At 67.5% G+C, this 20,414-nt stretch carries 20 protein-coding genes; 17 read left to right on the top strand and 3 right to left on the bottom strand.

Annotation, left to right across the window (positions count from 1 at the left end; all coding sequences use genetic code 11):
* Positions 1–85: 85 nt before the first annotated feature.
* Both ACFSCW_RS13800 and ACFSCW_RS13795 read right to left on the bottom strand, forming a co-directional pair.
* Positions 86–1,459 carry a glutamate--cysteine ligase gene (locus ACFSCW_RS13800; RefSeq protein ID WP_380890408.1) on the bottom strand — a complete coding sequence of 458 codons (1,374 nt, stop codon included), beginning with the start codon at positions 1,457–1,459 and terminating at the stop codon, positions 86–88.
* A 35-nt stretch (positions 1,460–1,494) separates the two neighbouring features.
* Positions 1,495–2,262 carry a 16S rRNA (uracil(1498)-N(3))-methyltransferase gene (locus ACFSCW_RS13795; protein WP_380890405.1) on the bottom strand — a complete coding sequence of 256 codons (768 nt, stop codon included), beginning with the start codon at positions 2,260–2,262 and terminating at the stop codon, positions 1,495–1,497.
* 122 nt (positions 2,263–2,384) lie between these two features.
* Here ACFSCW_RS13795 and ubiA point away from each other — a divergent pair, with 122 nt between their 5' ends.
* The 9 genes from ubiA to ACFSCW_RS13750 all read left to right on the top strand — a co-directional run bounded on the left by ubiA (position 2,385) and on the right by ACFSCW_RS13750 (position 11,364).
* On the top strand, positions 2,385–3,299 hold the full coding sequence (ubiA, locus tag ACFSCW_RS13790) for a 4-hydroxybenzoate octaprenyltransferase (protein ID WP_380890403.1): 915 nt from the start codon (positions 2,385–2,387) through the stop codon (positions 3,297–3,299).
* A 24-nt stretch (positions 3,300–3,323) separates the two neighbouring features.
* The gene (locus ACFSCW_RS13785; protein WP_380890401.1) at positions 3,324–4,670 is read left to right on the top strand and encodes a TldD/PmbA family protein; all 1,347 of its coding nucleotides are present in this window, start codon (positions 3,324–3,326) and stop codon (positions 4,668–4,670) included.
* A complete protein-coding gene (locus ACFSCW_RS13780; protein ID WP_380890399.1) occupies positions 4,657–5,442 on the top strand; it encodes an inositol monophosphatase family protein in 786 nt (261 codons plus the stop codon). The genes ACFSCW_RS13785 and ACFSCW_RS13780 overlap by 14 nt, the downstream gene beginning before the upstream one ends.
* On the top strand, positions 5,442–6,611 hold the full coding sequence (gene nhaA, locus ACFSCW_RS13775) for a Na+/H+ antiporter NhaA (protein WP_380891272.1): 1,170 nt from the start codon (positions 5,442–5,444) through the stop codon (positions 6,609–6,611). The genes ACFSCW_RS13780 and nhaA overlap by 1 nt, the downstream gene beginning before the upstream one ends.
* Positions 6,612–6,639: 28 nt before the next feature.
* Complete coding sequence (locus tag ACFSCW_RS13770) at positions 6,640–7,707, top strand: LLM class flavin-dependent oxidoreductase (RefSeq protein WP_380890398.1); 1,068 nt, start codon at positions 6,640–6,642, stop codon at positions 7,705–7,707.
* A gap of 68 nt (positions 7,708–7,775) precedes the next feature.
* On the top strand, positions 7,776–9,536 hold the full coding sequence (recQ, locus tag ACFSCW_RS13765) for a DNA helicase RecQ (protein WP_380890396.1): 1,761 nt from the start codon (positions 7,776–7,778) through the stop codon (positions 9,534–9,536).
* A gap of 105 nt (positions 9,537–9,641) precedes the next feature.
* Complete coding sequence (locus ACFSCW_RS13760; RefSeq protein WP_380890395.1) at positions 9,642–10,067, top strand: protein tyrosine phosphatase family protein; 426 nt, start codon at positions 9,642–9,644, stop codon at positions 10,065–10,067.
* Complete coding sequence (locus ACFSCW_RS13755; RefSeq protein WP_380890392.1) at positions 10,064–10,321, top strand: hypothetical protein; 258 nt, start codon at positions 10,064–10,066, stop codon at positions 10,319–10,321. Before ACFSCW_RS13760 ends, ACFSCW_RS13755 begins: the two co-directional genes overlap by 4 nt.
* Positions 10,321–11,364: a sterol desaturase family protein gene (locus tag ACFSCW_RS13750; RefSeq protein ID WP_380890391.1), complete on the top strand. Its 1,044-nt coding sequence runs from the start codon at positions 10,321–10,323 to the stop codon at positions 11,362–11,364. Before ACFSCW_RS13755 ends, ACFSCW_RS13750 begins: the two co-directional genes overlap by 1 nt.
* Here ACFSCW_RS13750 and ACFSCW_RS13745 read toward each other — a convergent pair.
* Complete coding sequence (locus tag ACFSCW_RS13745; protein ID WP_380890389.1) at positions 11,251–11,910, bottom strand: MBL fold metallo-hydrolase; 660 nt, start codon at positions 11,908–11,910, stop codon at positions 11,251–11,253. The genes ACFSCW_RS13750 and ACFSCW_RS13745 overlap by 114 nt on opposite strands.
* Positions 11,911–12,017: 107 nt before the next feature.
* On the opposite strand from ACFSCW_RS13745, the gene ACFSCW_RS13740 reads away from it, so the two are divergent.
* The 8 genes from ACFSCW_RS13740 to ACFSCW_RS13705 all read left to right on the top strand — a co-directional run bounded on the left by ACFSCW_RS13740 (position 12,018) and on the right by ACFSCW_RS13705 (position 20,346).
* Positions 12,018–12,404: a PRC-barrel domain-containing protein gene (locus ACFSCW_RS13740; RefSeq protein WP_380890388.1), complete on the top strand. Its 387-nt coding sequence runs from the start codon at positions 12,018–12,020 to the stop codon at positions 12,402–12,404.
* Positions 12,405–12,441: 37 nt separating this feature from the next.
* Positions 12,442–14,145, top strand: a complete 1,704-nt coding sequence (pabB, locus tag ACFSCW_RS13735; RefSeq protein WP_380890386.1) for an aminodeoxychorismate synthase component I — start codon at positions 12,442–12,444, stop codon at positions 14,143–14,145.
* Positions 14,146–14,178: 33 nt separating this feature from the next.
* Positions 14,179–15,381 (top strand): pyridoxal phosphate-dependent aminotransferase, encoded by a 1,203-nt coding sequence (locus tag ACFSCW_RS13730; protein WP_380890384.1) that lies wholly within the window; start codon positions 14,179–14,181, stop codon positions 15,379–15,381.
* A gap of 210 nt (positions 15,382–15,591) precedes the next feature.
* Entirely contained in the window at positions 15,592–15,732 is a 141-nt protein-coding gene (locus ACFSCW_RS13725; RefSeq protein WP_380890383.1) for a hypothetical protein, read from the top strand.
* Positions 15,733–15,737: 5 nt separating this feature from the next.
* A complete protein-coding gene (gene msrA / locus ACFSCW_RS13720) occupies positions 15,738–16,418 on the top strand; it encodes a peptide-methionine (S)-S-oxide reductase MsrA (protein ID WP_380890381.1) in 681 nt (226 codons plus the stop codon).
* Between the two features lie 56 nt (positions 16,419–16,474).
* On the top strand, positions 16,475–19,654 hold the full coding sequence (locus tag ACFSCW_RS13715; protein WP_380890379.1) for a bifunctional cytochrome P450/NADPH--P450 reductase: 3,180 nt from the start codon (positions 16,475–16,477) through the stop codon (positions 19,652–19,654).
* Positions 19,651–20,070 (top strand): DUF1801 domain-containing protein, encoded by a 420-nt coding sequence (locus ACFSCW_RS13710; RefSeq protein WP_380890377.1) that lies wholly within the window; start codon positions 19,651–19,653, stop codon positions 20,068–20,070. Before ACFSCW_RS13715 ends, ACFSCW_RS13710 begins: the two co-directional genes overlap by 4 nt.
* A 111-nt stretch (positions 20,071–20,181) precedes the next feature.
* A complete protein-coding gene (locus ACFSCW_RS13705) occupies positions 20,182–20,346 on the top strand; it encodes a hypothetical protein (protein ID WP_380890375.1) in 165 nt (54 codons plus the stop codon).
* Positions 20,347–20,414 lie beyond the last annotated feature (68 nt).

Genomic DNA, 20,414 nt, shown 5'->3' with positions numbered 1-20,414 from the left:
GAGGCAGCGATTGTGAAAAGCTCGCTCCCTCACCCTCCCATCGCTTCGCGACGGGCCCCTCCCTCTCCCGCAAGCGGGAGAGGGGTTAAAAGCTGAACTCTTCGTAGATGCGGTTGAGGTCGCCGTTCCAGGGGCCGTTGTAGAGGTCGAGCAGACGGCCTGCCGGCGGGCGCCCGGTGCGGACGACTTCCTGCAGCGGCTCGAGGAAGCCCACTTCGCTGCTGCCCGACGCGTCGAACGCGCCGCGGGCGCGCAGGCCCGAGGCGGCGATTTCCAGCACTTCGCCGGCAATGTCCTTGAGCTTGCCGCCGCCCTGGATCGGCGCGTCGAGGCCGAGCTTCGGCACGTCGCCCCGCAGCGCCTCGCGCGCTTCCATCGACCAGTGCTTGACCACATCCCATGCCGCATCGAGCGCGGTGTCGTCGTAGAGCAGCCCGACCCAAAGCGCCGGCAGTGCGCAGATGCGGCTCCAGCGGCCGCCATCGGCGCCGCGCATTTCGAGGAACGTCTTGAGCCGCACTTCGGGGAAGGCGGTCGAGAGATGATCCGACCAGTCGGAGAGGTGCGGCTTTTCGCCCGGAAGGGCCGGCAGCTCGCCCTTCAGGAAATCGCGGAAGCTCTGGCCGGCGGCGTCGATATATTTGCCGTCGCGGAACACGAAATACATCGGCACGTCGAGCGCATATTCGGCGTAGCGTTCATAGCCGAAGCCGTCTTCGAACACGAACGGCAGCATGCCCGTGCGGTGGGGATCGGTGTCCGACCAGATATGGCTGCGGAAGGAGAGGAAGCCGTTCGGCTTGCCTTCGGTGAAGGGCGAGTTGGCGAACAGCGCAGTGGCCAGCGGCTGAAGGGCCAGGCCGACGCGGAATTTCTTCGCCATATCGGCTTCGGACTGATAATCGAGATTCACCTGAATGGTACAGGTGCGCAGCATCATGTCGAGGCCGAGCGTGCCCACGCGCGGCATGTGGCGCAGCATGATCGCGTAGCGACCCTTGGGCATGATCGGCAGCTCGGCGCGGGTCTTGTCCGGCCACATGCCGAGGCCGAGAAAGCCGAGGCCAAGCTCGTCGCCGACGGCCTTCACCTGCTCCAGATGGCGGCCGGTTTCGGCGCAGGTCTGGTGGAGGTTCTCGAGCGGGGCGCCCGAGAGCTCGAGCTGGCCGGCCGGCTCGAGGCTCACCGTGCCGTCGGGTCCGCGCAGCGCGATGACGTGGCCGCCTTCCTCGACCGGCTCCCAGCCGAAGCGGGTCAGGCCCATCAGCAGGTCGCGGATGCCGCCTCGCTCGTGATAGGAAGGCGCGCGGTGATCGGCGGTCCGATAGACGAATTTCTCGTGCTCGGTGCCGATCCGCCAGGCGTCGCGCGGCTTCTCCCCGGTCGCGAAGAATTCGATCAGTTGGGCGCGGTCCTCGATGACCGGATCGACCTTGCCCGTTTCCTCGCGCGTGCTCATGCCGCGCGCCTTACGGTTTGGGTTCGGAAAAGCAACTAGGCGCCCGACCGGCGCGCAATACCGTTCGACCAGTCTCCCGCGGCCGCCATCCACACGCTGACCGCAGCTATGGCGGCCGTCTCGGCGCGAAGAATGCGGGGGCCGAGCGAAATCGGGACAGCGGCGGAAACGGCCCGGATCGCTTCGCGCTCGGCGGGATCGAAGCCGCCTTCGGGGCCGATCAGGATCGCGGCGGGGCCTGGCCGAATCGCCTGGGCGAGTGGCGTGCCGCCTTCCTCGTCGGCGAAGAACAGCGCGCGTTCGGCCGGCCAGTCGCGCAGCAATGCGTCGAGCGATACCATGTCCGCGATTTCCGGCAGCGCCGTCCGTTCGCACTGCTCCGCCGCCTCGATCATGTGCGCGCGCAGGCGTTCGGCATTCAGCTTGTCGACCACTGCGCGACGCGTTGCGACCGGCACGAGCCGCGCCACGCCCAGTTCGCTGGCCTTTTCGGCGACCCAGTCGATCCGTCCCCGTTTGATTGGCGCCACGCAGAGCCACAGGTCGGGCACCGCCTCGCGGTCGCGCAGCCGCGCGGCGATGCGGACGATCAGGTCGCGCTTGCCCGTCTGCGCGACTTCGCCGAGCCATTCGCCGGTGCGGTCGTCGAACAGCTTCACCGCGCCGCCCGCCTTCATCCGCATGACGGAGAGCAGGTAGTGCGCCTGGCCGCCTTCGATGCGCAGCTCCATGCCGTCGGCGAGCGGCTGGTCGATGAAGAGACGCGGCGCGCTGTGCGGAGGCCAGGCGGGGGTGGCGGGCATTCAATCTCCTATGCCACCTCCAAATACCGGCTTGGCTGAGCTTGTCGAAGCCCTCCCTTGTTCTCTACGGCGGTGAAGAAGAAGGGAGGCCTTCGACAAGCTCAGGCAAGCCGGAGTTGAGAGTGACCACTTCACCCCCAGACGCCCTCCCCGACACCGAGCACGAACGCCTCGCGCGTTCCGGATTCCTGCGGCCCTACATCCTGCTCGCGCGGCTCGACCGGCCGATTGGGTGGTGGCTGCTCTTCTGGCCCTGCGCATGGGGCGTGGCGTTGGCGGGCGGGGCGTTCGCGCGGTTCGACCTGATCCTGTACATGCTGCTGGGCGCGGTGGCGATGCGCGGCGCGGGGTGCGTCTATAACGACATTGTCGACCGCGACCTGGACGCGCAGGTGGAGCGCACCCGCGGCCGGCCGCTGGCGAGCGGGGCGGTATCGCTGAAGGCCGCCTGGGCGTGGCTGCTGATCCTGTGCGCGATCGGCTTCATCGTGCTGCTGCAACTGCCGCTGCTCGCCGCCGAGGTTGCGCTTGTCAGTCTCGTCTTCGTTGCCGCCTATCCTTTCATGAAGCGGATCACCTGGTGGCCGCAGGCTTGGCTCGGCATCGTGTTTAGCTGGGGGGCGCTGGTGGGCTGGGCGGCGGTTGCGCGGGAGCTGAGCCTGCCGATGGCGCTGCTCTATCTGGGCACGATCTCCTGGGTGATCGGGTATGACACCATCTACGCGCTGCAGGACCGCGAGGACGATGCGTTGATCGGCATCCGTTCTTCGGCGCTGAGGCTGGGGCGGTATGTGCGACTGGGCGTCGCCGGTTTCTATCTGCTCGCTCTGATCCTCTGGAGCTGGGCGATCTGGCTGATCCGTCCGGAACCGCTTGCTTTCGTCGCGCTGGCGCCGGCGGCGCTCCAGCTCGGCTGGCAAGTGGCGACGCTTCGCCCTGACGACGGCGCCGACGCGCTCTACAAATTCCGCTCGAACCGCTTTGCCGGATTGCTCGTCTTCCTTGCCTGCGCGACGGTCGGCACTGGCGCTTCGTAACGCGCCTCCCTAAGTGCCCCGGCGATGCTTTCCCTCGCCGATGCGCAATCCCGTCTGTCCGATCTGGTCGCCGCCGCCCGCACGGCCGGGGCCGATGCCGCGGATGCGCTGTATCATGGCGACCGCTCCACCGACGTTCATGTGCGGCTAGGCGCGCTCGAGAATGTCGACCAGTCCGAAGGCGAGGAAATCGGGCTGCGGGTGTTCGTCGGGCAGCGTTCGGCGAGCGTGTCCGCATCCGACCTTGCGCCCGAATCGCTCCGCTCCCTTGCGGAACGCGCGGTGGCGATGGCGCGGGAGGCTCCCGAGGACCGGTTCGCCGGCCTGGCCCCGGAAGATCGGTTGCTGCGCGGTTCAGCGCCGGACCTGCAGCTCGACGACGGTGTCGAACCCGACCCGGCCACGCTGAAGGAACAGGCGCTCGCCGCCGAGGAAGCGGCGCGCGCTGTCGCCGGCGTCACCAACAGCGAAGGCGCGAGCGCCAGCGCCGGCCGCAGCCAGATCGCGCTTGCGACGAGCCACGGTTTCTCGGGCGGCTATGGCGCGGGGGCACATTCGATTTCCGCTTCGATGCTGGCCGAACGCGACGGGCAGAAGCAGCGCGACGGCGCCTGGCATTGGGTGCGCCGCCTCGACACGCTCGACTCGCCGGAGACTGTCGGCCGCCTCGCGGGCGAGCGCGCGGTCGCCCGGCTGGGCGCGCGCAAGCTCCAGAGCGGACCGATGCCGGTGGTGTTCGACCCGCGGGTCACCGGCTCGCTGATCGGCCATTTCCTCGGCGCGATCTCCGGCGCGGCGATCGCGCGCAAGACCAGCTTCCTGCTCGAAAAGCTGGGCCAAGCGGTGTTCGCCGAGGGTATCACCATCCATGACGAGCCGCACCGCATCGCTGGGCTCCGCTCGCGACCGTTCGACGGCGAGGGGCTGCCGACCGCGCCGTCGAAGCTCATCGACGCGGGCGTGCTGACCGGCTGGCTGCTCGACAGCGCCTCCGCGCGCCAGCTTGGGGCTCAGCCCACCGGCCATGCCGCGCGCGGCGTCGGCGGGCCGCCGGGGGTGTCGGCGAGCAACGTCTATGTCGCGCCGGGCAAAGTCTCGCGCGATGCGCTGATCGGCGGCGTCAAGCGCGGCCTCTATGTCACCGAGCTGATCGGCCAGGGCGTCAACGGCGTCACCGGCGATTACAGCCGCGGCGCCGGGGGATTCCTGATCGAGGACGGGGAGTTCGCCCATCCGGTCGCCGAGATCACCATCGCGGGCAACCTGAAGGACATGTTCCTGAACATGACAGCGGCGGACGACCTGACCTTCCGCTATGCCGTCGACACCCCGACCTTGCTGGTCGAAGGAATGACGATTGCGGGCGACTGAGGACCTGGTCCGCGCGGTCGGCGACATTGCCGCCGAGGCCGGCGCGCTGGCGCGGGAGCGCTGGCAGGGCGAGTTCAGGCGCTGGGAGAAAGTGCCCGGCCATCCGGTGTGCGAAGTCGATCTGGAAGTCGACGCGCTGCTCAAGAAGCGGCTGTCAGCGCTCGATCCGGAAGCCGGCTGGCTGTCCGAAGAAACCGCCGACAGTGCCGAGCGGCTGCTCCAGTCGCGCGCCTGGGTGGTGGACCCGATCGACGGCACCCGCGACTTCCTGCGCAACCGCTCAGGCTGGGCGGTGTCGATCGCGCTGGTCGAAGGCGGCAAGGTGCGGCTGGGCGTGCTCGACGCGCCGGCGCGCGGCCAGCAATGGTGCGCCGAGGCTGGCGGCGGCGCCTGGCTGAACGGCGAGCGGCTGCGCGTCGCGGACCGTCAGGACCTGCCCGGCGCAAGGGTGCCAGCCGACACCTTGCCCAGGACCGACGCCGACCTGATCGGCGTGCCGCGCCCCAACTCGATCGCGCTCCGCATCGCGATGCTGGCGGCGGGCGAGGTCGACCTGGTCGCGACGCTGCGCTGGGGCCGCGAATGGGACATCGCCGCCGCCTATCTGATCGCGCAGGAGGCGGGCGCGATCGTTACCGACGCGCTCGGGCGGCCGATCCGGTTCAACTCGACGAGTGCCGAGGCCTTCGGCGTGCTGGCGAGCGTGCCCGGCATTCACCAGGACGCGGTGCAGCGGCTGTGGACCCGGGCGATGAAGGCCAGCGCACGCTGATGGCGCGCCGCGGCCGAACGTCCGCGCTGCGTGCCTTTATCGAAAGCGAGGCGTTCGGCGGGCTGCTGCTGATCGGGGCGGCGGCGCTGGCGCTGATCGCCGCCAACCTGCCCGCGACGCGCGCGCTGTACGTCCTTTTCGTGCATGCGCGGATCGGGCCCGCGACCGTTCATTTCTGGGTGAACGATGCGCTGATGGCGCTGTTCTTCCTGCTGGTCGGGCTGGAGATCAAACGCGAGGTGCGCGATGGCGAGCTTTCCCGCCCGGCCGACCGCCGCCTACCGGTCATCGCGGCGGCGGCGGGCATGGCGGTGCCGGCACTGGTCTATCTCGCGATCACGCGGAGCGTGGACGGACTGTCGCGCGGCTGGGCGATTCCGGCTGCGACCGACATTGCCTTCGCGATCGGCGTGCTGGCGCTGCTCGGGCGCCGCGCGCCGGCCTCGCTGAAGCTGTTCCTGACCACGGTCGCGATCGTCGACGACATGGGCGCGGTCGCGATCATCGCCGCGGTCTACACCGAGGCGCTGAATCTCGCGGCGTTAGCCGGCGCGACGGCGGTGCTGGCCGCGATGGCGCTGATGAACCGGGCGGGCGTGAAGCGCCTGCTGCCCTACTGGATCGGCTTTGCCGTGCTGTGGTCGCTGGTGCTGCTGTCGGGCGTGCATGCGACGATCGCGGGCGTGCTCGCGGCAATGACGATTCCGATCAAGCCGACGCCCGGCGCGCCCGATGCGGAGGACTCGCCGCTGCACCGGCTGGAACACGGCCTCAATCCCTGGATCGCCTATGGCATCGTGCCGCTGTTCGGCTTCGTGAACGCGGGCGTTGCGCTGGGCGGCGCGGACATTTTCGCGCCGCTGCCGCTCGGCATCGCGGCTGGGCTATTCCTCGGCAAGCAGCTCGGCGTGTTCGGCGCGGTGTGGGCGACGGTGAGGCTGGGCTGGGCCTCCAAGCCGGCGGGCGCGGGCTGGGCGCAGATCTATGGCGTCGCCTTGCTCTGCGGCATCGGGTTTACGATGAGCCTGTTCATCAGCGGCTTGGCGTTCTCGTCTCGCCCCGAATTCGTCGATGCGGCGAAGATCGGCATTCTTGGCGGCTCGCTGCTCAGCGCACTTGCAGGATGGCTGGTGCTGAGGATCACAGCCCCACCCCAACCCCTCCCCTGAAGGGGAGGGGCTTCCTATCTGCGAGCCCATGCGCCTCTCCGTCCTTGACCAATCGCCCATTCCCGCCGGCGGCACGGCTGCCGACGCCGTTCGCAACACCATCGATCTGGCACAGGCCGCGGAGCGGTTCGGCTATCATCGATACTGGATGGCCGAGCATCATGCCTCGCCGGCGCTGGCAGGGGTGTCGCCCGAGGCGCTGATCGGGCCGGTGGCGCTCGCCACCAATCGCATCCGCGTCGGTTCCGGCGGCGTCATGCTGCCGCATTATTCGCCGTTCAAGGTCGCCGAGACCTTCCGCCTGCTGGGCGCGATGGGACCGGGACGGATCGACCTTGGCTTGGGCCGGGCACCGGGAAGCGACCAGCGCACGGCTTACGCGCTGCAGCGCGACCGGTCGAAGCGGATGATGGTCAGTGATTTCCCGGAGCAGGTGACGGAGCTGCTTGGCTATCTCGAAGGCACGCTGCCCGAGGATCACCTGTTCAAGCCGCTCGAAGCCACGATGCCCTCAGGCGGGAGCGGCAGCCCGGACGTGTGGATGCTCGGCTCTTCCACCGACAGTGCGATCTGGGCCGGGCAGATGGGCCTGCCCTATTGCATCGCCGACTTCATCAACTCCGACGCGCTGCCGTTGGCGAACCTTTACCGTCAGCACTTCACTCCGTCTGCGCGCTGCCCGGAGCCGCACCTGATGGTCGCGGTCTGGGCGATCGCCGCCGAAGACCGCGCCGAAGCCGAACGGCTCGCGGGGCCGGCGCGGATGATGTTCGCGCACCTGATCCGCGGCAGCCTGATCCCTGTGCCGGCGTTTGACGAGGCCGAAGCCTGGCTCGCCGCCAACCCGCTCCCGCCCGCGCGCCGCCGCACGTTGCTCGGCACCGGCGCGGAAGTTGCGGACGAGGTGCGCGAAGTCGCCGCTCTCTATGGCGCCCAGGAAATGATGCTGGTCAACATCCTCCCCGAACACGCGCCGCGTGTGCGAAGCTATGAGCTGGTGGCGGAGGCGATGGACCTTCAACCCTCTCCCCATTGGGGAGAGGGTGGCGCGGCGAAGCCGTCGCCGGGAGAGGGGCAGAGTCGGCACGCGGGGTGACGGCCCCTCTCCCGGTCGCTCACGCGACCTGCCCTCTCCCCAATGGGGAGAGGGTTGGATAAGGGGCATTGGTGCCCGACCTTCACGACCTGCTCCATTCCACTTTCGGTTTCAGCGACTTCCGCGGGGTGCAGCGCGCGGTGGTGGACCGGGTGATGGCCGGCGAGCGGACGTTGGCGGTTATGCCGACGGGCGCGGGCAAGTCGCTTTGCTACCAGCTTCCCTCGGTGGCGCTGGAAGGCACTTGCGTCGTCATTTCGCCGCTGATCGCGCTGATGCACGATCAGCTTCGCGCCGCGACCGCGGTCGGCATCCGCGCGGCGACGCTGACCAGCGCCGACGACAATCGCGCCGAGACGATCGAGCGGTTCAAGGCGGGTGAGCTCGACCTGCTCTATGTCGCGCCGGAGCGCGCCTCGGCCGGGCATTTCCGCGAGCTGCTGGCCCGCGCCAAAGTCTCGCTGTTCGCGATCGACGAGGCGCATTGCGTATCCGAATGGGGGCATGATTTCCGCCCGGACTATCGCCTGCTCCGTCCGCTGCTCGACTCATTCCCGGACGTGCCGCGCCTGGCGCTGACCGCCACCGCCGACGCCCACACCCGGGACGATATTCTCGTCCAGCTCGGCATCCCGCGCGAGGGGCTGATCGTCGCGGGCTTCGACCGGCCGAACATCCGCTACGCGATCAGCCCCAAGGCGAACACGACGCAGCAGATCGCCGACCTGCTCCGCGAGCAGCCCGGGCCCGGCATCGTCTATGTGCAGTCGCGCGCCGGCACGGAGAAGCTCGCCGCGCAGATCGCCGCGACCGGGCGGCCCGTGCGCGCCTATCATGCCGGGCTGGAGCCGCAGATCCGTGCCGCCAACCAGGCCGCGTTCGTCGCGTCCGAGGACATGGTGATGGTCGCAACCGTCGCGTTCGGCATGGGCATCGACAAGCCGGACGTGCGCTTCGTCGCCCATGCCGGGCTGCCGAAATCGGTCGAGGCCTATTACCAGGAAACCGGCCGCGCCGGGCGCGACGGGGAGCCCGCGGTCGCACACATGTTCTGGGGCGCCGACGATTTCGCCAAGGCCCGTCAGCGCCTGTCCGAAGTCGACGACGTGCGCCTTCCGGGCGAACGCGCCCGGCTGACCGCGCTCGGCGGTCTGGTCGAGACGGCAGGCTGCCGGCGCGCGGTGCTGCTCCGCTATTTCGGCGAGCACCCGCCCGAGACCTGCGGCAATTGCGACAATTGCCTGGACGCCCCGCAATCGGTCGACGCCACCGAGCTTGCCCGCAAATATCTCTCCGCCGTGTTTCGCACCGGCCAGATGTTCGGCGCCGGCTATGTCGAGTCGGTGCTGACCGGCCAGTCGTCCGAGCGCAGCCTGATGAACGGCCACGAGGCGCTCTCGGTCTGGGGCATTGTCGATGGCGAAGAGGCGACGCTGCTGAAGCCCGTCGGCCGCGCACTGCTGCTGCGCGATGCGCTGCGGACGAACCCGCATGGCGGGCTGGAGTTCGGCCCTGGCGCCCGCGCGATCCTGAAGGGCGAGGCGGAGGTACCGCTGATCGTCCCGCCCAGGCGCGAGCGGCGCAAACGCCGCGACGCCGCGGCCAATCCGGTCGGCGATCCGCTGTTCGACGCGCTCCGCGCCTGCCGCCGCGAGCTGGCCGAGGAGGCCGGCGTGCCGCCCTATGTCGTTTTCCACGATTCGACGTTGCGGGAGATGGCGGCTGCGAAGCCCCGGACGCGCGCCGCGCTCGGTGAGATCACCGGCGTGGGGACGCGCAAGCTCGAGGCCTATGGCGATGCGTTTCTGGCGGTGTTGAAGCGGCACTGACCTGTTCCCCTCCCGCTTGCGGGAGGGGTTAGGGGTGGGCATGAGTGGAAGCTGTTCCCACCCCCGCCCCTCCCGCAAGCGGGAGGGGAGTGTTAAGGCTAGATTATGTTCCGCCGCATCGATGACACCATCCTCGTTTCGCCCCAGATCGGGCCTGACGATCTCGCCCAGGCCGCCGAGCTCGGCGTGACCATGGTCATCAACAACCGCCCCGACGACGAAGAGGCCGGTCAGCCCACCGGAAAAGACATTGGTGAAATCTGTGATGCAATCGGGCTAGCCTATGTCGAGCTGCCGGTTACGCATGCAGGCTTCAGTCACAGCCAGGTCGATGCGATGGCTCGAACATTGGAACGGGCAACTGGCCCGGTCCTCGCCTATTGTCGCTCGGGCACGCGTTCGACCTATCTCTGGGCGCTGGCGCGGGCGAAGATGGGCGACCACCCGGCGGTGCTCGCCGAGAAGGCCGCCAACGCCGGCTACGACCTGAGCGCGATCCGCCCGATGCTGGACGCGCTTTCGACCTCATGAACTGGCCGCTCCTCGCCGGATCGCTGGCGGGTGTTCTCGGCCTCGCCGCGGTCGCGCGGCTGCTCGGGCTGGGCGGTGGCGAGCTTGCGAGCGAGAAGGAGGCGATGGCGATCGCCGAGGCGGAGCTGCCCGGCTTCGTCGCCGTATCCGCCGAGTTGGCCGAAGACCGGCAAAGCGCCGTCGTGCATGGCTTGGACGGCGCCGAGCTTCGGCTCAGGCGTCACGGCGCGCAATTCGTGATAGACGGGCGCTGATGGACAAGTTCCCGAACCCCGTCGACATCGCGGTCCCCGGCTTTATCGCGCTGGTGCTGGTCGAGATGCTGATCGCGCGGGTGCGGGACCGGCGGCGCTATTGCCCCAGGGACACGCTGACCTCTCTGATGCTGGGCTTCGGCTCGACCATTGCCGGTGTGCTCACGGCCGGCGCGGTCTATGCGATGGCGGTGTGGGTCTGGGGCTTTCGCCTGACCACGATCCCCTATGCCTGGTGGAGCTGGCCTCTGTGCTTCGTGCTCGACGATTTCGCCTATTACGTCTTCCACCGCTCCGCCCACCGCGTGCGCTGGTTCTGGGCGAGCCATGTGATCCACCACAGCTCGCAGCATTATAATCTCTCGACCGCGCTGCGGCAGACCTGGACCGGGTTCCTGAGCATCGCCTTCATCTTCCGGCTGCCGCTGTTCCTGATCGGCTTTCCGCCGGCGATGGTGTTCTTCTGCGGCGCGTTGAACCTGATCTACCAATTCTGGATTCACACCGAAGTGATCGGCCGCTGCCCGCGCTGGTTCGAGGCGGTGATGAACACGCCCTCGCACCACCGCGTCCACCACGCGACCAACCCGCGCTGGTTCGAGGCGGTGATGAACACGCCCTCGCACCACCGCGTCCACCACGCGACCAACCCGCGCTATCTCGACAAGAATTATGCCGGCGTGTTCATCATCTGGGACCGGATGTTCGGGTCGTTCGAGCCGGAGCGCGACGACGACCGCCCACGCTATGGCCTGGTCAAGAACCTCGGCACGTTCAACCTGCTCTGGGCCGCGTTCCACGAATGGGTGGGAATCGCGAAGGACCTCTGGTCCGCCCCCTGGCGCGCCAAGCCCGGCTATTTGCTCGGCCCGCCCGGCTGGAGCCACGACGGCAGCCGGGAGACGAGCGAAAGCATCAAGGAGAAGTGGCTAAGCCGCCAGCACCCGGTCGGCCACGAACGGGTTCGTCTTCCGCTCATGGCCGAAAGTGGACATCGGGCCGTGGCCGGGCACGAAGGCGGTGTCGTCGCCCATCGGCCATAGCCGCGTCGTGATCGCGTGGAGCAAGTCGGCGTGGTTGCCCATCGGGAAATCCGTGCGCCCGATCGATCCCTGGAACAGCACGTCGCCGACGATCGCGAGCTTCGATTCCGGGTGGTGGAAGACGACATGGCCGGGCGTGTGGCCGGGACAGTGGCGCACGTCGAACGTCAGATTGCCGACCGTGACCTGGTCGCCATCCGTCAGCCAGCGGTCGCTTTCGAAAACCCTGCCCTGAATGCCGTAATGGCGGCCGTCATCCTCCAGCCGCGCGATCCAGAAGCGGTCGGCCTCATGCGGTCCTTCGATCGGCACGCCAAGCTCCTCGGCAAGCATGCCTGCCTGGCCGCAATGATCGATATGGCCGTGCGTCACGAGAATCTTCTCGATCTCGACGCCGGCCTGCGCGGCGGCCGCCTTCAGCCGCGGCAGGTCGCCGCCCGGATCGACGAACGCACCCTTATTGGTCTCGGTGCACCAGAGAAGCGTGCAGTTCTGCTGCAACGGCGTGACGGGAATGATCGCCGCCTTGAGCGGGGGATTGGCCATTCGCCGGACATGGCGTGCAGCCGGTCGCAACACAAGTCGCCGGGTGCGCAACGATAAGAACCGGAGCGGCAGCGGATCGTTCTGACGTAAGTTAAAAGGAGAGTCCGATGTCAGACTATAACGACACGATGAACCGCGCCGTCGCCACCGACGAGACGGATCGCCTGATCGCCTCGAACAAGGTCGAGGGCACTGCGGTTTACGACGCGGCGGGCGAGAAGCTCGGCCACATCTACAACTTCATGGTCGACAAGGTTTCGGGCAAGGTCGAGTATGCCGTGCTGGGCTTTGGCGGGCTGTTCGGCATGGGCGAAAGCTATCATCCGCTGCCCTGGAACGCGCTGACCTACGACACGAGCAAGGGCGGCTACCGCGTCGATATCGCCCGCGACCGTCTGCAGGGCGGGCCGAGCTACCGGACCGGCGAAGAACCGTTCCGCGACCGCGATTACGGGCGCCGCGTCGACGACTATTACGGCACCGGCGCGTTCTGACCTTGCGTGAACGGCGTCGCTCCGCTTCTAGGCGGGGGTGACGCCGTTCATCCTGCTCGACGACGCCCGGTCCGGCGCCAGGGCCAAGCTGTTCCGCGATCCCGTCGAGATTGTCCGCGCCGACCGGCTGGACGAGGTCGCGCCCGCGCTGGAACGGCTGCGCGGGGAACGTCGCCATGTCGCCGGTTTCATCGCATACGAGGCCGGTTGCGCGCTGGAGCCGCGGCTGCGGCCGATCTTCCGACAGGCTGAAACGCCGCTGCTCTGGTTCGGGCTGTTCGACGGGTTCGAAGAGGTCGATGCCGAAACCTGGCTGCCCGATCCCGCCGGCGCGTTTGCAGGCAGCCCCGAGCCGGAGATTGGCTACGACGCCTATCTCGACCGCATCGTCCGCGTGCAACAAGCGATCGTTGCCGGCGATATCTACCAGGCCAATCTGACCTTCCCGAACCGCGTGCCCGTTATCGGCGATCCGAGCGCGCTGTTCGCCGGGCTCAGAAGCCGCGCCAACGCGGGCTATGGCGCGCTGATCTGGACCGGCAAGGACTGGTTTCTGTCCCTCTCGCCCGAACTCTTCTTCGCGCTGGAGGACGGACGGCTCACCGCCAAGCCGATGAAAGGCACGGCCGCGGCCGACGCCGATCCCGAGACGCTCCGCGCCGATCCCAAGCAGCGCGCCGAAAACCTGATGATCGTCGACCTGCTCCGCAACGATCTCTCCCGCGTCGCCGTGCCCGGCAGCGTCGAGGTTCCCTCATTGTTCGAAGTCGAGCGCTACCCGACCGTCCAGCAGATGACCTCCACCGTCACGGCCCGCCTTGCCCCCGACCGCGACGCCATCGACGTGCTCCGCGCCCTTTTCCCATGCGGCTCGATCACCGGCGCGCCGAAGGTGCGAGCGATGGAAATCATCGCGGAAGTCGAGGATTCCCCGCGCGGTCTCTACACCGGCACGATCGGTCACATTAACCCCGAAGGCGAAGCAGCCTTTAACGTTGCCATCCGTACCCTTCACTTGAAGCCCGGCGACACCCACGCCACTGTGGGGTTGGGATCGGGGATCGTTGCGGACTCGAACCCATCGGCCGAATGGCGCGAGTGTCTGGCGAAGGGAGCCTTTGTGCGTTCGGAACGGCCGTTCGATCTGATCGAAACCATGGGCTTCGATCCGCATGACGGCCTCGCTCGCCTCGACGCCCATCTGGCCCGGATGAAGGCGAGCGCCGAGACGTTCGGCTTCCGCTTCGACCGTCACGCCGCGCGCAACGAGCTGCAGGCCGCGACTTTCCGGCTGCGCGAACGATCGCGCGTGCGGCTGCTCGCTTCTTCCGAAGGCAATTACGCGATCGAGGTTCGCCCGCTGGAATTGCCTGAAGAACCCGTCGAGGTCGCCATCGTCCCGCTTCCGGTATCGCCCGACGACTTCCGGCTCCGTCATAAGACGACCGATCGCGGCTTCTACGATGAGACGCGTCGCGCGTCCGGGTGCTTCGAAATCCTGTTCACCGATCCCGACGGCTTTCTGACCGAGGGCAGCTTCACCAACATCTTCGTCGAGCGCGGCGGCAAGCTGCTGACGCCGCCGCTCAGACGGGGGGTATTGCCGGGCGTGCTCCGCGCCGAGCTGATCGCCGAGGGCCGCGCGGTCGAGGCCGATTTGCGCCCCGTTGACCTCCCTCAAGAATTCCTTGTCGGAAACGCCGCCCGCGGGCTGTTGCGAGCGAAGCTCAAGCGGCTATAGCCGCCCCCGTTCTTGAAAAGGGGGTTCCGCTCAATGCCTCGCCTGTCCGCCGCGCTCGACCGCATCCACCCGTCGCAGACGCTGGCGATGACTGCCCGCGTCGCCGAGCTGAAGCGGCAAGGCGTGGACGTGATCGGCCTCAGCGCCGGCGAGCCCGATTTCGACACGCCGGATTTCGTCAAGGAAGCGGCAATCGAAGCGATCCGCTCAGGCAAGACGAAATACACGAATGTCGACGGCACACCCGAGCTGAAGGACGCGATCCGGGGCAAGTTTGCCCGAGAGAACGGCCTCGACTATGCCGCCAACGAGATCGTCGTCGGCGTCGGCGGCAAGCACGTCATCTTCAATGCGATCGTCGCCACTTGCGAGGCCGGCGACGAAGTCGTCATCCCCGCCCCCTATTGGGTGAGCTACCCGGACATCGTCGCCTATTCGGGCGCGACGCCGGTGCCGATCGAGGCGGGCGCTTCGCAGAACTACAAGATCACGCCCGAGCAGCTCGACGCCGCGATCACGCCGAAGACTCGCTGGCTGATCCTGAACTCGCCGTCCAACCCGAGCGGCGCCGCCTATTCGGCCGAGGAGCTGAAAGGGCTGGGCGAAGTCCTTCGCCGCCACGAGCAGGTGATGGTGCTCAGCGACGACATGTACGAGCACATCTTCTACGCGGACTTCCCGTTCACGACGCTGGCGCAGCTCTGCCCGGATCTGAAGGACCGCATCCTCACGGAAAATGGCTGCTCCAAGGCCTATGCGATGACCGGCTGGCGGATCGGCTATGCCGGCGGCCCGGCCTGGCTGATCAAGGCGATGGCGAAGCTCCAGTCGCAATCCACCTCCAACCCCTGCTCGGTCGCCCAGGCGGCCGCGGCGGCGGCGCTCAATGGTCCGCAGGATTTCCTGACAGAGCGGCAGGAGGCGTTCCGCAAGCGCCGCGATATGGTCGTGGCGATGCTGAACGAAGCGCCCGGCCTCCACTGCCCGACTCCCGAAGGGGCCTTCTACGTCTACCCGGACGCGAGCGGCTGCATCGGCAAGACCACGCCGGAGGGCAAAAGGATCGGGACGGACGAAGACCTGATCAACTATTTTCTCGATACCGCCCGCGTCGCTGCCGTTCAGGGCAGCGCGTTCGGCCTCTCCCCGGCTTTCCGCGTCAGCTATGCGACGTCGGAACGCGCGCTCCGGGAGGCCTGCACCCGTATCCAGGAGGCCTGCGCGGCGCTCCGCTGACGGGTGCGTTTCGGGAAACGATGGGTTTCCCGTTACGCCGCTAAAACGACCACTGAGGCGGCGCTACATGCTCGTCGTCTAATCCAGCGTGTTGATCGTCTCATTCTTGGCCTGTGACCCTGTTCACAGCCAGAGGTGCATCCATCTCGCTAGACGAGCCGTAACTGAAGCGAGTCGGCCGCCGAAGAGCGGCGATGAGGAAAGAAGACGATGCGTACGATGATCCGCTCCGACCTGTTCCGCAACTTCATGGGCGGGTTCCTGCTGGGCGCCGCGGCCCTGGTCGCGCTGTCTCCGGCGGAAGGGACGGATACGCTGAAGTCCAAGATCGAATCGATCTACAAGGCCTGACGACGATGCTCGCCCGCTCTTCCTTCGCGACGATCGCGGCGCTGACTTTCGCCGGCTGGCTGGTCGGCGGCGTGTCGATCGCGGAAGGCACGCGCGCGGCGAACGTCCCCGCTCCGAAAGTGAACGCTGCCCCGTCCAAAGGCTTGCAGACGGCGGTCCTAGCCGGGGGCTGCTTCTGGGGCATGGAGGGCGTGTTCGAGCATCTGAAGGGCGTCAAGAGCGTCACGTCCGGCTATGCCGGCGGCGACCAGGCCAGCGCCAATTACGATACAGTCTCGACCGAGCGCACCGGCCATGCCGAAGCGATCCGCATCCAGTACGACCCCGCGCAGATCAGCTACGGGACGTTGCTTCGCGTCTATTTCGCCGTCGCCCACGATCCGACGCAACTCAATCGCCAGGGTCCCGACACCGGCCCCAGCTACCGATCGGCGATTTTCCCGATCGGTGCGGAGCAGGATCGGGTGGCCCGCGCCTACCTGGCCCAACTTTCCGCCGCCAAGGCCTATCCGCGCCCGATCGTCACCCGCATCGAGCGTGGCAGCTTCTTTCCCGCCGAGGCCTATCACCAGGGCTTCATGCGGAAGAACCCGAACCATCCCTATATCCGCTTCAACGACGCGCCCAAGCTGGTCGCGCTGAAAGCGGCTTTCCCGTCGCTGTGGCGGGATAGCTGGAGCGGCTAGGGTTGAGCGCAAGCGCGCGCTAGGCCACTCTCCCCGCCGATAAAGGGGAGAGCGCCATGACCGATATTGCGGGCATTCCGACACCGCCGGGCCTGCCGATCGTCGGCCACCTCCGCCAGATCGCCAAGTCCGGTTTGGTCGGGCACCTGCTCGACGTCAGCCGCACCATGCCGGAAGGCATTTTCAAGCTGAAGTTCGGCAGCCGCGTCGGCCTGTTTGTGACTTCGGCCGACCTTGTCGCCGAGCTGTGCGATGAGACCCGCTTCCGCAAGATGCCGGGACCTGGCCTGCGCGTCGTTCGCCGCTTTGCCGGCGATGGGCTGTTCACGGCGTTCAGCGAGGAGCCGAACTGGGGCAAGGCGCATCGCATCCTGCTCCCGGCCTTCAGCCAGCGCGCGATGAAAGGATATTTCGACCTGATCCTCGAGGTCTGCGATCAGCTCGTTGCCAAATGGGCTCGCCTCGAAGGGCAGGACATCCTCGTCGCCGACGACATGACCCGACTGACGCTGGACAGCATCGCGATCGCCGGCTTCGGCCACCGCTTCAACAGCTTCGAGAAGGAGCAGCTCGACAGCTTCCTGGAAGCGCTTGCCCGCGCGCTCGGCGAGTCGCTGAACACGATCACGCGCCTCCCTCTCCAGAACCGGCTGGCGAAGAAGGCGAAGCGCCAGTTCGACGCCGACATCGCGGAGATGAATGCGCTCGTCGACGCGATCATCGCCGAACGCCGCAAGACGCCGGGCGATTCGAACGACCTGCTGAGCCTGATGCTGACCGCGATCGATCCCGAAACGGGCGAAGGGCTCGACGATCTCAACATCCGCTATCAGGTGCTGACGTTCCTGATCGCCGGCCACGAGACGACCTCAGGCCTGCTCGCCTTTACGTTCGCGCTTCTGCTCCGCCACCCGCATGTGCTGGCCCAGGCCTATGCCGAGGTGGACCGCGTGCTGCCTGGCGACACCCGACCCGAATTCCATCACCTTGCCCAGTTCGAGGTTATCGAGCGGATCATCAAGGAATCGCAGCGGCTCTGGCCGACTGCTCCCGCGTTCAGCCTTGCGCCGTTCGAGGACACGGTCATCGGCGGCAAGTGGCGGATGCGCAAGGACCGGCCGATCAACGTCTTCTCACCCGGCTTGCACCGCGACCCGAAGGTCTGGGCGAACCCGGACGAGTTCGACATCGACCGCTGGCTTCCCGAGGCCGAGCGCGAACGGCACCCCCACGCCTACAAGCCGTTCGGCAACGGCGCCCGCGCCTGCATCGGGCGGCAGTTCGCGCTGGTCGAGGCGAAGCTCGCGATCGCGATGATCCTGCAGCGCTTCGCGGTCAGCGATCCGCATGGGTACCGGCTCAGCATCAAGGAAACGCTGTCGATCAAGCCGGACGAATTCTACATGCGCGTCCGCAGTCGCAGCCCGCACGAACGGCTGAGCGTCGCGCCTGCGCCGGTCGCTGCCGCGGAAGAAGCGGCGCTCTCGGTCAGTGGCAAGGGCCAGCGCCTGGCGGTGCTCTACGGCACCAGCCTCGGCACTGCGCGCGATGTCGCCGAGGAGATCGCCGAACGCGCAGCCCTGGACGGCTTCGACACCGTCGTCCGGCCGATGGACGAAAGCTTCGCATTGGGCCTCGAGGCGGAGGACCGGGTGCTGGTCATCGTTACCGCCACTTACAACGGCCGGGCGCCGGACAGCGCCGTCGCGACCGAAAAGGGCATCGACTCCGGCTATTTCGACGGCAAGCACTGGCCCGACGCGCGTTTCGCCGTGCTCGGCCTCGGCAACTCGCAATGGCCGAACTTCCAGGCTTTCCCGCGCCGCGTCGACGAGACGATGGAAGCGACCGGCGCCCGCCGCCTCGTCCCCCGCGCCGAAGCCGATGCCGACGGCGACTTCGACGGCGCCATCGCCGGCTTCGTCCGCGACTTGTGGAAAGCGCTCGGCGGAGAGGCGGAGCCGGCACAGGCCCAACCCAGCCTCATCCTAAAGGTCGTCGAAACCAGGGCGATCCGCGCCCAGGCGCTGCCCGAGCATGCCGCACGGCTTGGGATCGTCGAGAATCGCGAGTTGATCCGTCCTGCCGACGGCCTGTGGGATTTCGCGATCGAGCCGCCACGCGAATCGACGCGCTTCCTTCGCCTGCAACTTCCCAAGGGCGCGTCGTACAAGACCGGCGACCATATCGCCGTCTATGCCCGCAACCGACCCGAGCTGGTCGAGCGCGCCATCGCGCGACTCGGTCTTTCGCCTGACATGCAGGTTGAGGTTGGCGGCCAAGGCAGCCGCTTCCGGCACTTGCCGCTGGGCAGCACCGTCACCGTCCGTCAGCTTCTCAGCGATTTCGTCGAGCTGCAGGATCCGGCGCCGCGCCGCGCGCTCGACCTGATCGCCGCGCACACGACGTGCCCGAACAGCCAGGCGGAGCTCGACAAGCTGATCTCAAACTGGAGCGAGCTTGCCGGCAAGCGCGTCACATTGCTCGATCTGCTCGATCTCGTCCCGGCCGCGGCGCTGCCGCTTTCCGATTTCGTCGAACTTTCCGCCGCGATTGCGCCGCGCTTCTACTCGATCGCTTCGAGTCCGCGCGTGAGCCCGACGCATGCCGAGCTGATCGTCGGCACCACCCGCGCGCCGGCATGGTCGGGCCTTGGCGAGCATCAGGGCTTCGCCTCCAGCTATATGCGCGACCTGCAGGCGAGCGACGAAGTGTTCGGCTATGTCCGCTCGCCCAACCCGCCTTTCGCCCCGCCCGAAGACCCGCGCGTGCCGCTGATCCTGATCGGCCCGGGCACCGGCTTCGCCCCCTTGCGCGGTTTCCTGCAGGACCGTGCCGCGCGAAAGGCCGCGGGCGAAGCGATCGGCGACATGCTTCTCTTCTTCGGCTGCCGCCATCCCGATCACGACTGGCTCTGTCGCGACGAAGTCGAGGCCTGGGCGTCTGACCGCGTTGTCCAACCCTTCCTCGCGTTCAGCGCCGTTCCGAGCCACCCGTGGCGCTTCGTCCAGGACGCGCTGCTCGCCGAGCAGGAACGCGTCTGGTCGTTGCTCCGGGCGGGCGCGCAGATCTTTGTCTGCGGCGACGGCCGGTTCATGGCGCCTGCGGTTCGCGACACGCTGATCGCGATTCACATGCAGCAGAACGGCACCGACCACGAGCACAGCTCTGCGTGGCTGGAGGAGATGATCGAGACCGGCCGCTACCATCAGGACGTGTTCGGGTTCGGGAAGTGAGTCGCACCGATCTCTTCCTGCTGCCGAGCGCCGTCCGAAACGACCCGCAGGTCGATGCGTGGTTCGCGGAAGGCGTGGAACCGCTGCGTCAGCTCGCGAAGGAATGGTTCGACCGCATGCGCGCCTGCGGTCCCGATGTCCGCGAGCTTCTGCATGACGGTCATCCGACCGCGTGTGTCGAGGATGCCGCCTTTGGCTACGTCAACGCCTTCACGGCGCATGTGAATGTCGGCTTCTTTCACGGCGCCGACCTGCCCGACCCGCAGCGGCTGCTTCAGGGTTCCGGCAAGCGCATGCGGCACGTGAAATTGCGCTGGGGCGAGCCGTTCGATGATCGCGCATTGGCGGACCTGATCGCTGCTGCTTACAGGGATATTCGTGTCCGGCTTGCCGCCCAGCGCGAAAGCCTAGTTTAGAAGCGGAACCGTCCCGTTTCGGGACTGCGCCATGCCGCTTTTCGCCCTGTCGGAACCGCCTTTCACCCGGCAGGTTGTGTCTGCGAAACGAAAAAGAGGTCGCGCGTGATGGTGAGGGCGTTGTTGCGGCGTGTTGCGTTCACGAAAGCAGCGCGCGGCCAGCCCGGCCGGCTGCCGGACGTCATCTATCTCGGCTATGACGATCGCGACAATGTGAGCAGCATGCGCTCGGCCATGCTCGCGCGCCTGGAACGCGGCGCGCTGGACACGCTCTGACCCCCGTTCGGAACGGCCGGAGAACCGATCCGGCCCTCATACGTTAACTTCTCTCCCAACAAGAGGAG

Origin of the sequence: Sphingomonas tabacisoli (genome assembly GCF_042678385.1) — a bacterium.
GTDB lineage: Bacteria > Pseudomonadota > Alphaproteobacteria > Sphingomonadales > Sphingomonadaceae > Sphingomonas_B > Sphingomonas_B tabacisoli.
Note: the sequence above shows the minus strand (reverse complement) of the source record. Positions and strands in the feature narration are given on the sequence as shown.

Coding starts and splice junctions, on each gene's coding strand:
- ACFSCW_RS13745 (WP_380890389.1), bottom strand. CDS start 11,910: ATGGCCAATCCCCCGCTCAAGGCGGCGATCATTCCCGTCACGCCGTTG.
- ACFSCW_RS13795 (WP_380890405.1), bottom strand. CDS start 2,262: ATGCCCGCCACCCCCGCCTGGCCTCCGCACAGCGCGCCGCGTCTCTTC.
- ACFSCW_RS13800 (WP_380890408.1), bottom strand. CDS start 1,459: ATGAGCACGCGCGAGGAAACGGGCAAGGTCGATCCGGTCATCGAGGAC.
- ACFSCW_RS13760 (WP_380890395.1), top strand. CDS start 9,642: ATGTTCCGCCGCATCGATGACACCATCCTCGTTTCGCCCCAGATCGGG.
- msrA (WP_380890381.1), top strand. CDS start 15,738: ATGCTCGCCCGCTCTTCCTTCGCGACGATCGCGGCGCTGACTTTCGCC.
- ACFSCW_RS13750 (WP_380890391.1), top strand. CDS start 10,321: ATGGACAAGTTCCCGAACCCCGTCGACATCGCGGTCCCCGGCTTTATC.
- ACFSCW_RS13755 (WP_380890392.1), top strand. CDS start 10,064: ATGAACTGGCCGCTCCTCGCCGGATCGCTGGCGGGTGTTCTCGGCCTC.
- ACFSCW_RS13770 (WP_380890398.1), top strand. CDS start 6,640: ATGCGCCTCTCCGTCCTTGACCAATCGCCCATTCCCGCCGGCGGCACG.
- ACFSCW_RS13785 (WP_380890401.1), top strand. CDS start 3,324: ATGCTTTCCCTCGCCGATGCGCAATCCCGTCTGTCCGATCTGGTCGCC.
- ACFSCW_RS13740 (WP_380890388.1), top strand. CDS start 12,018: ATGTCAGACTATAACGACACGATGAACCGCGCCGTCGCCACCGACGAG.
- ACFSCW_RS13730 (WP_380890384.1), top strand. CDS start 14,179: ATGCCTCGCCTGTCCGCCGCGCTCGACCGCATCCACCCGTCGCAGACG.
- nhaA (WP_380891272.1), top strand. CDS start 5,442: ATGGCGCGCCGCGGCCGAACGTCCGCGCTGCGTGCCTTTATCGAAAGC.
- ACFSCW_RS13715 (WP_380890379.1), top strand. CDS start 16,475: ATGACCGATATTGCGGGCATTCCGACACCGCCGGGCCTGCCGATCGTC.
- ACFSCW_RS13725 (WP_380890383.1), top strand. CDS start 15,592: ATGCGTACGATGATCCGCTCCGACCTGTTCCGCAACTTCATGGGCGGG.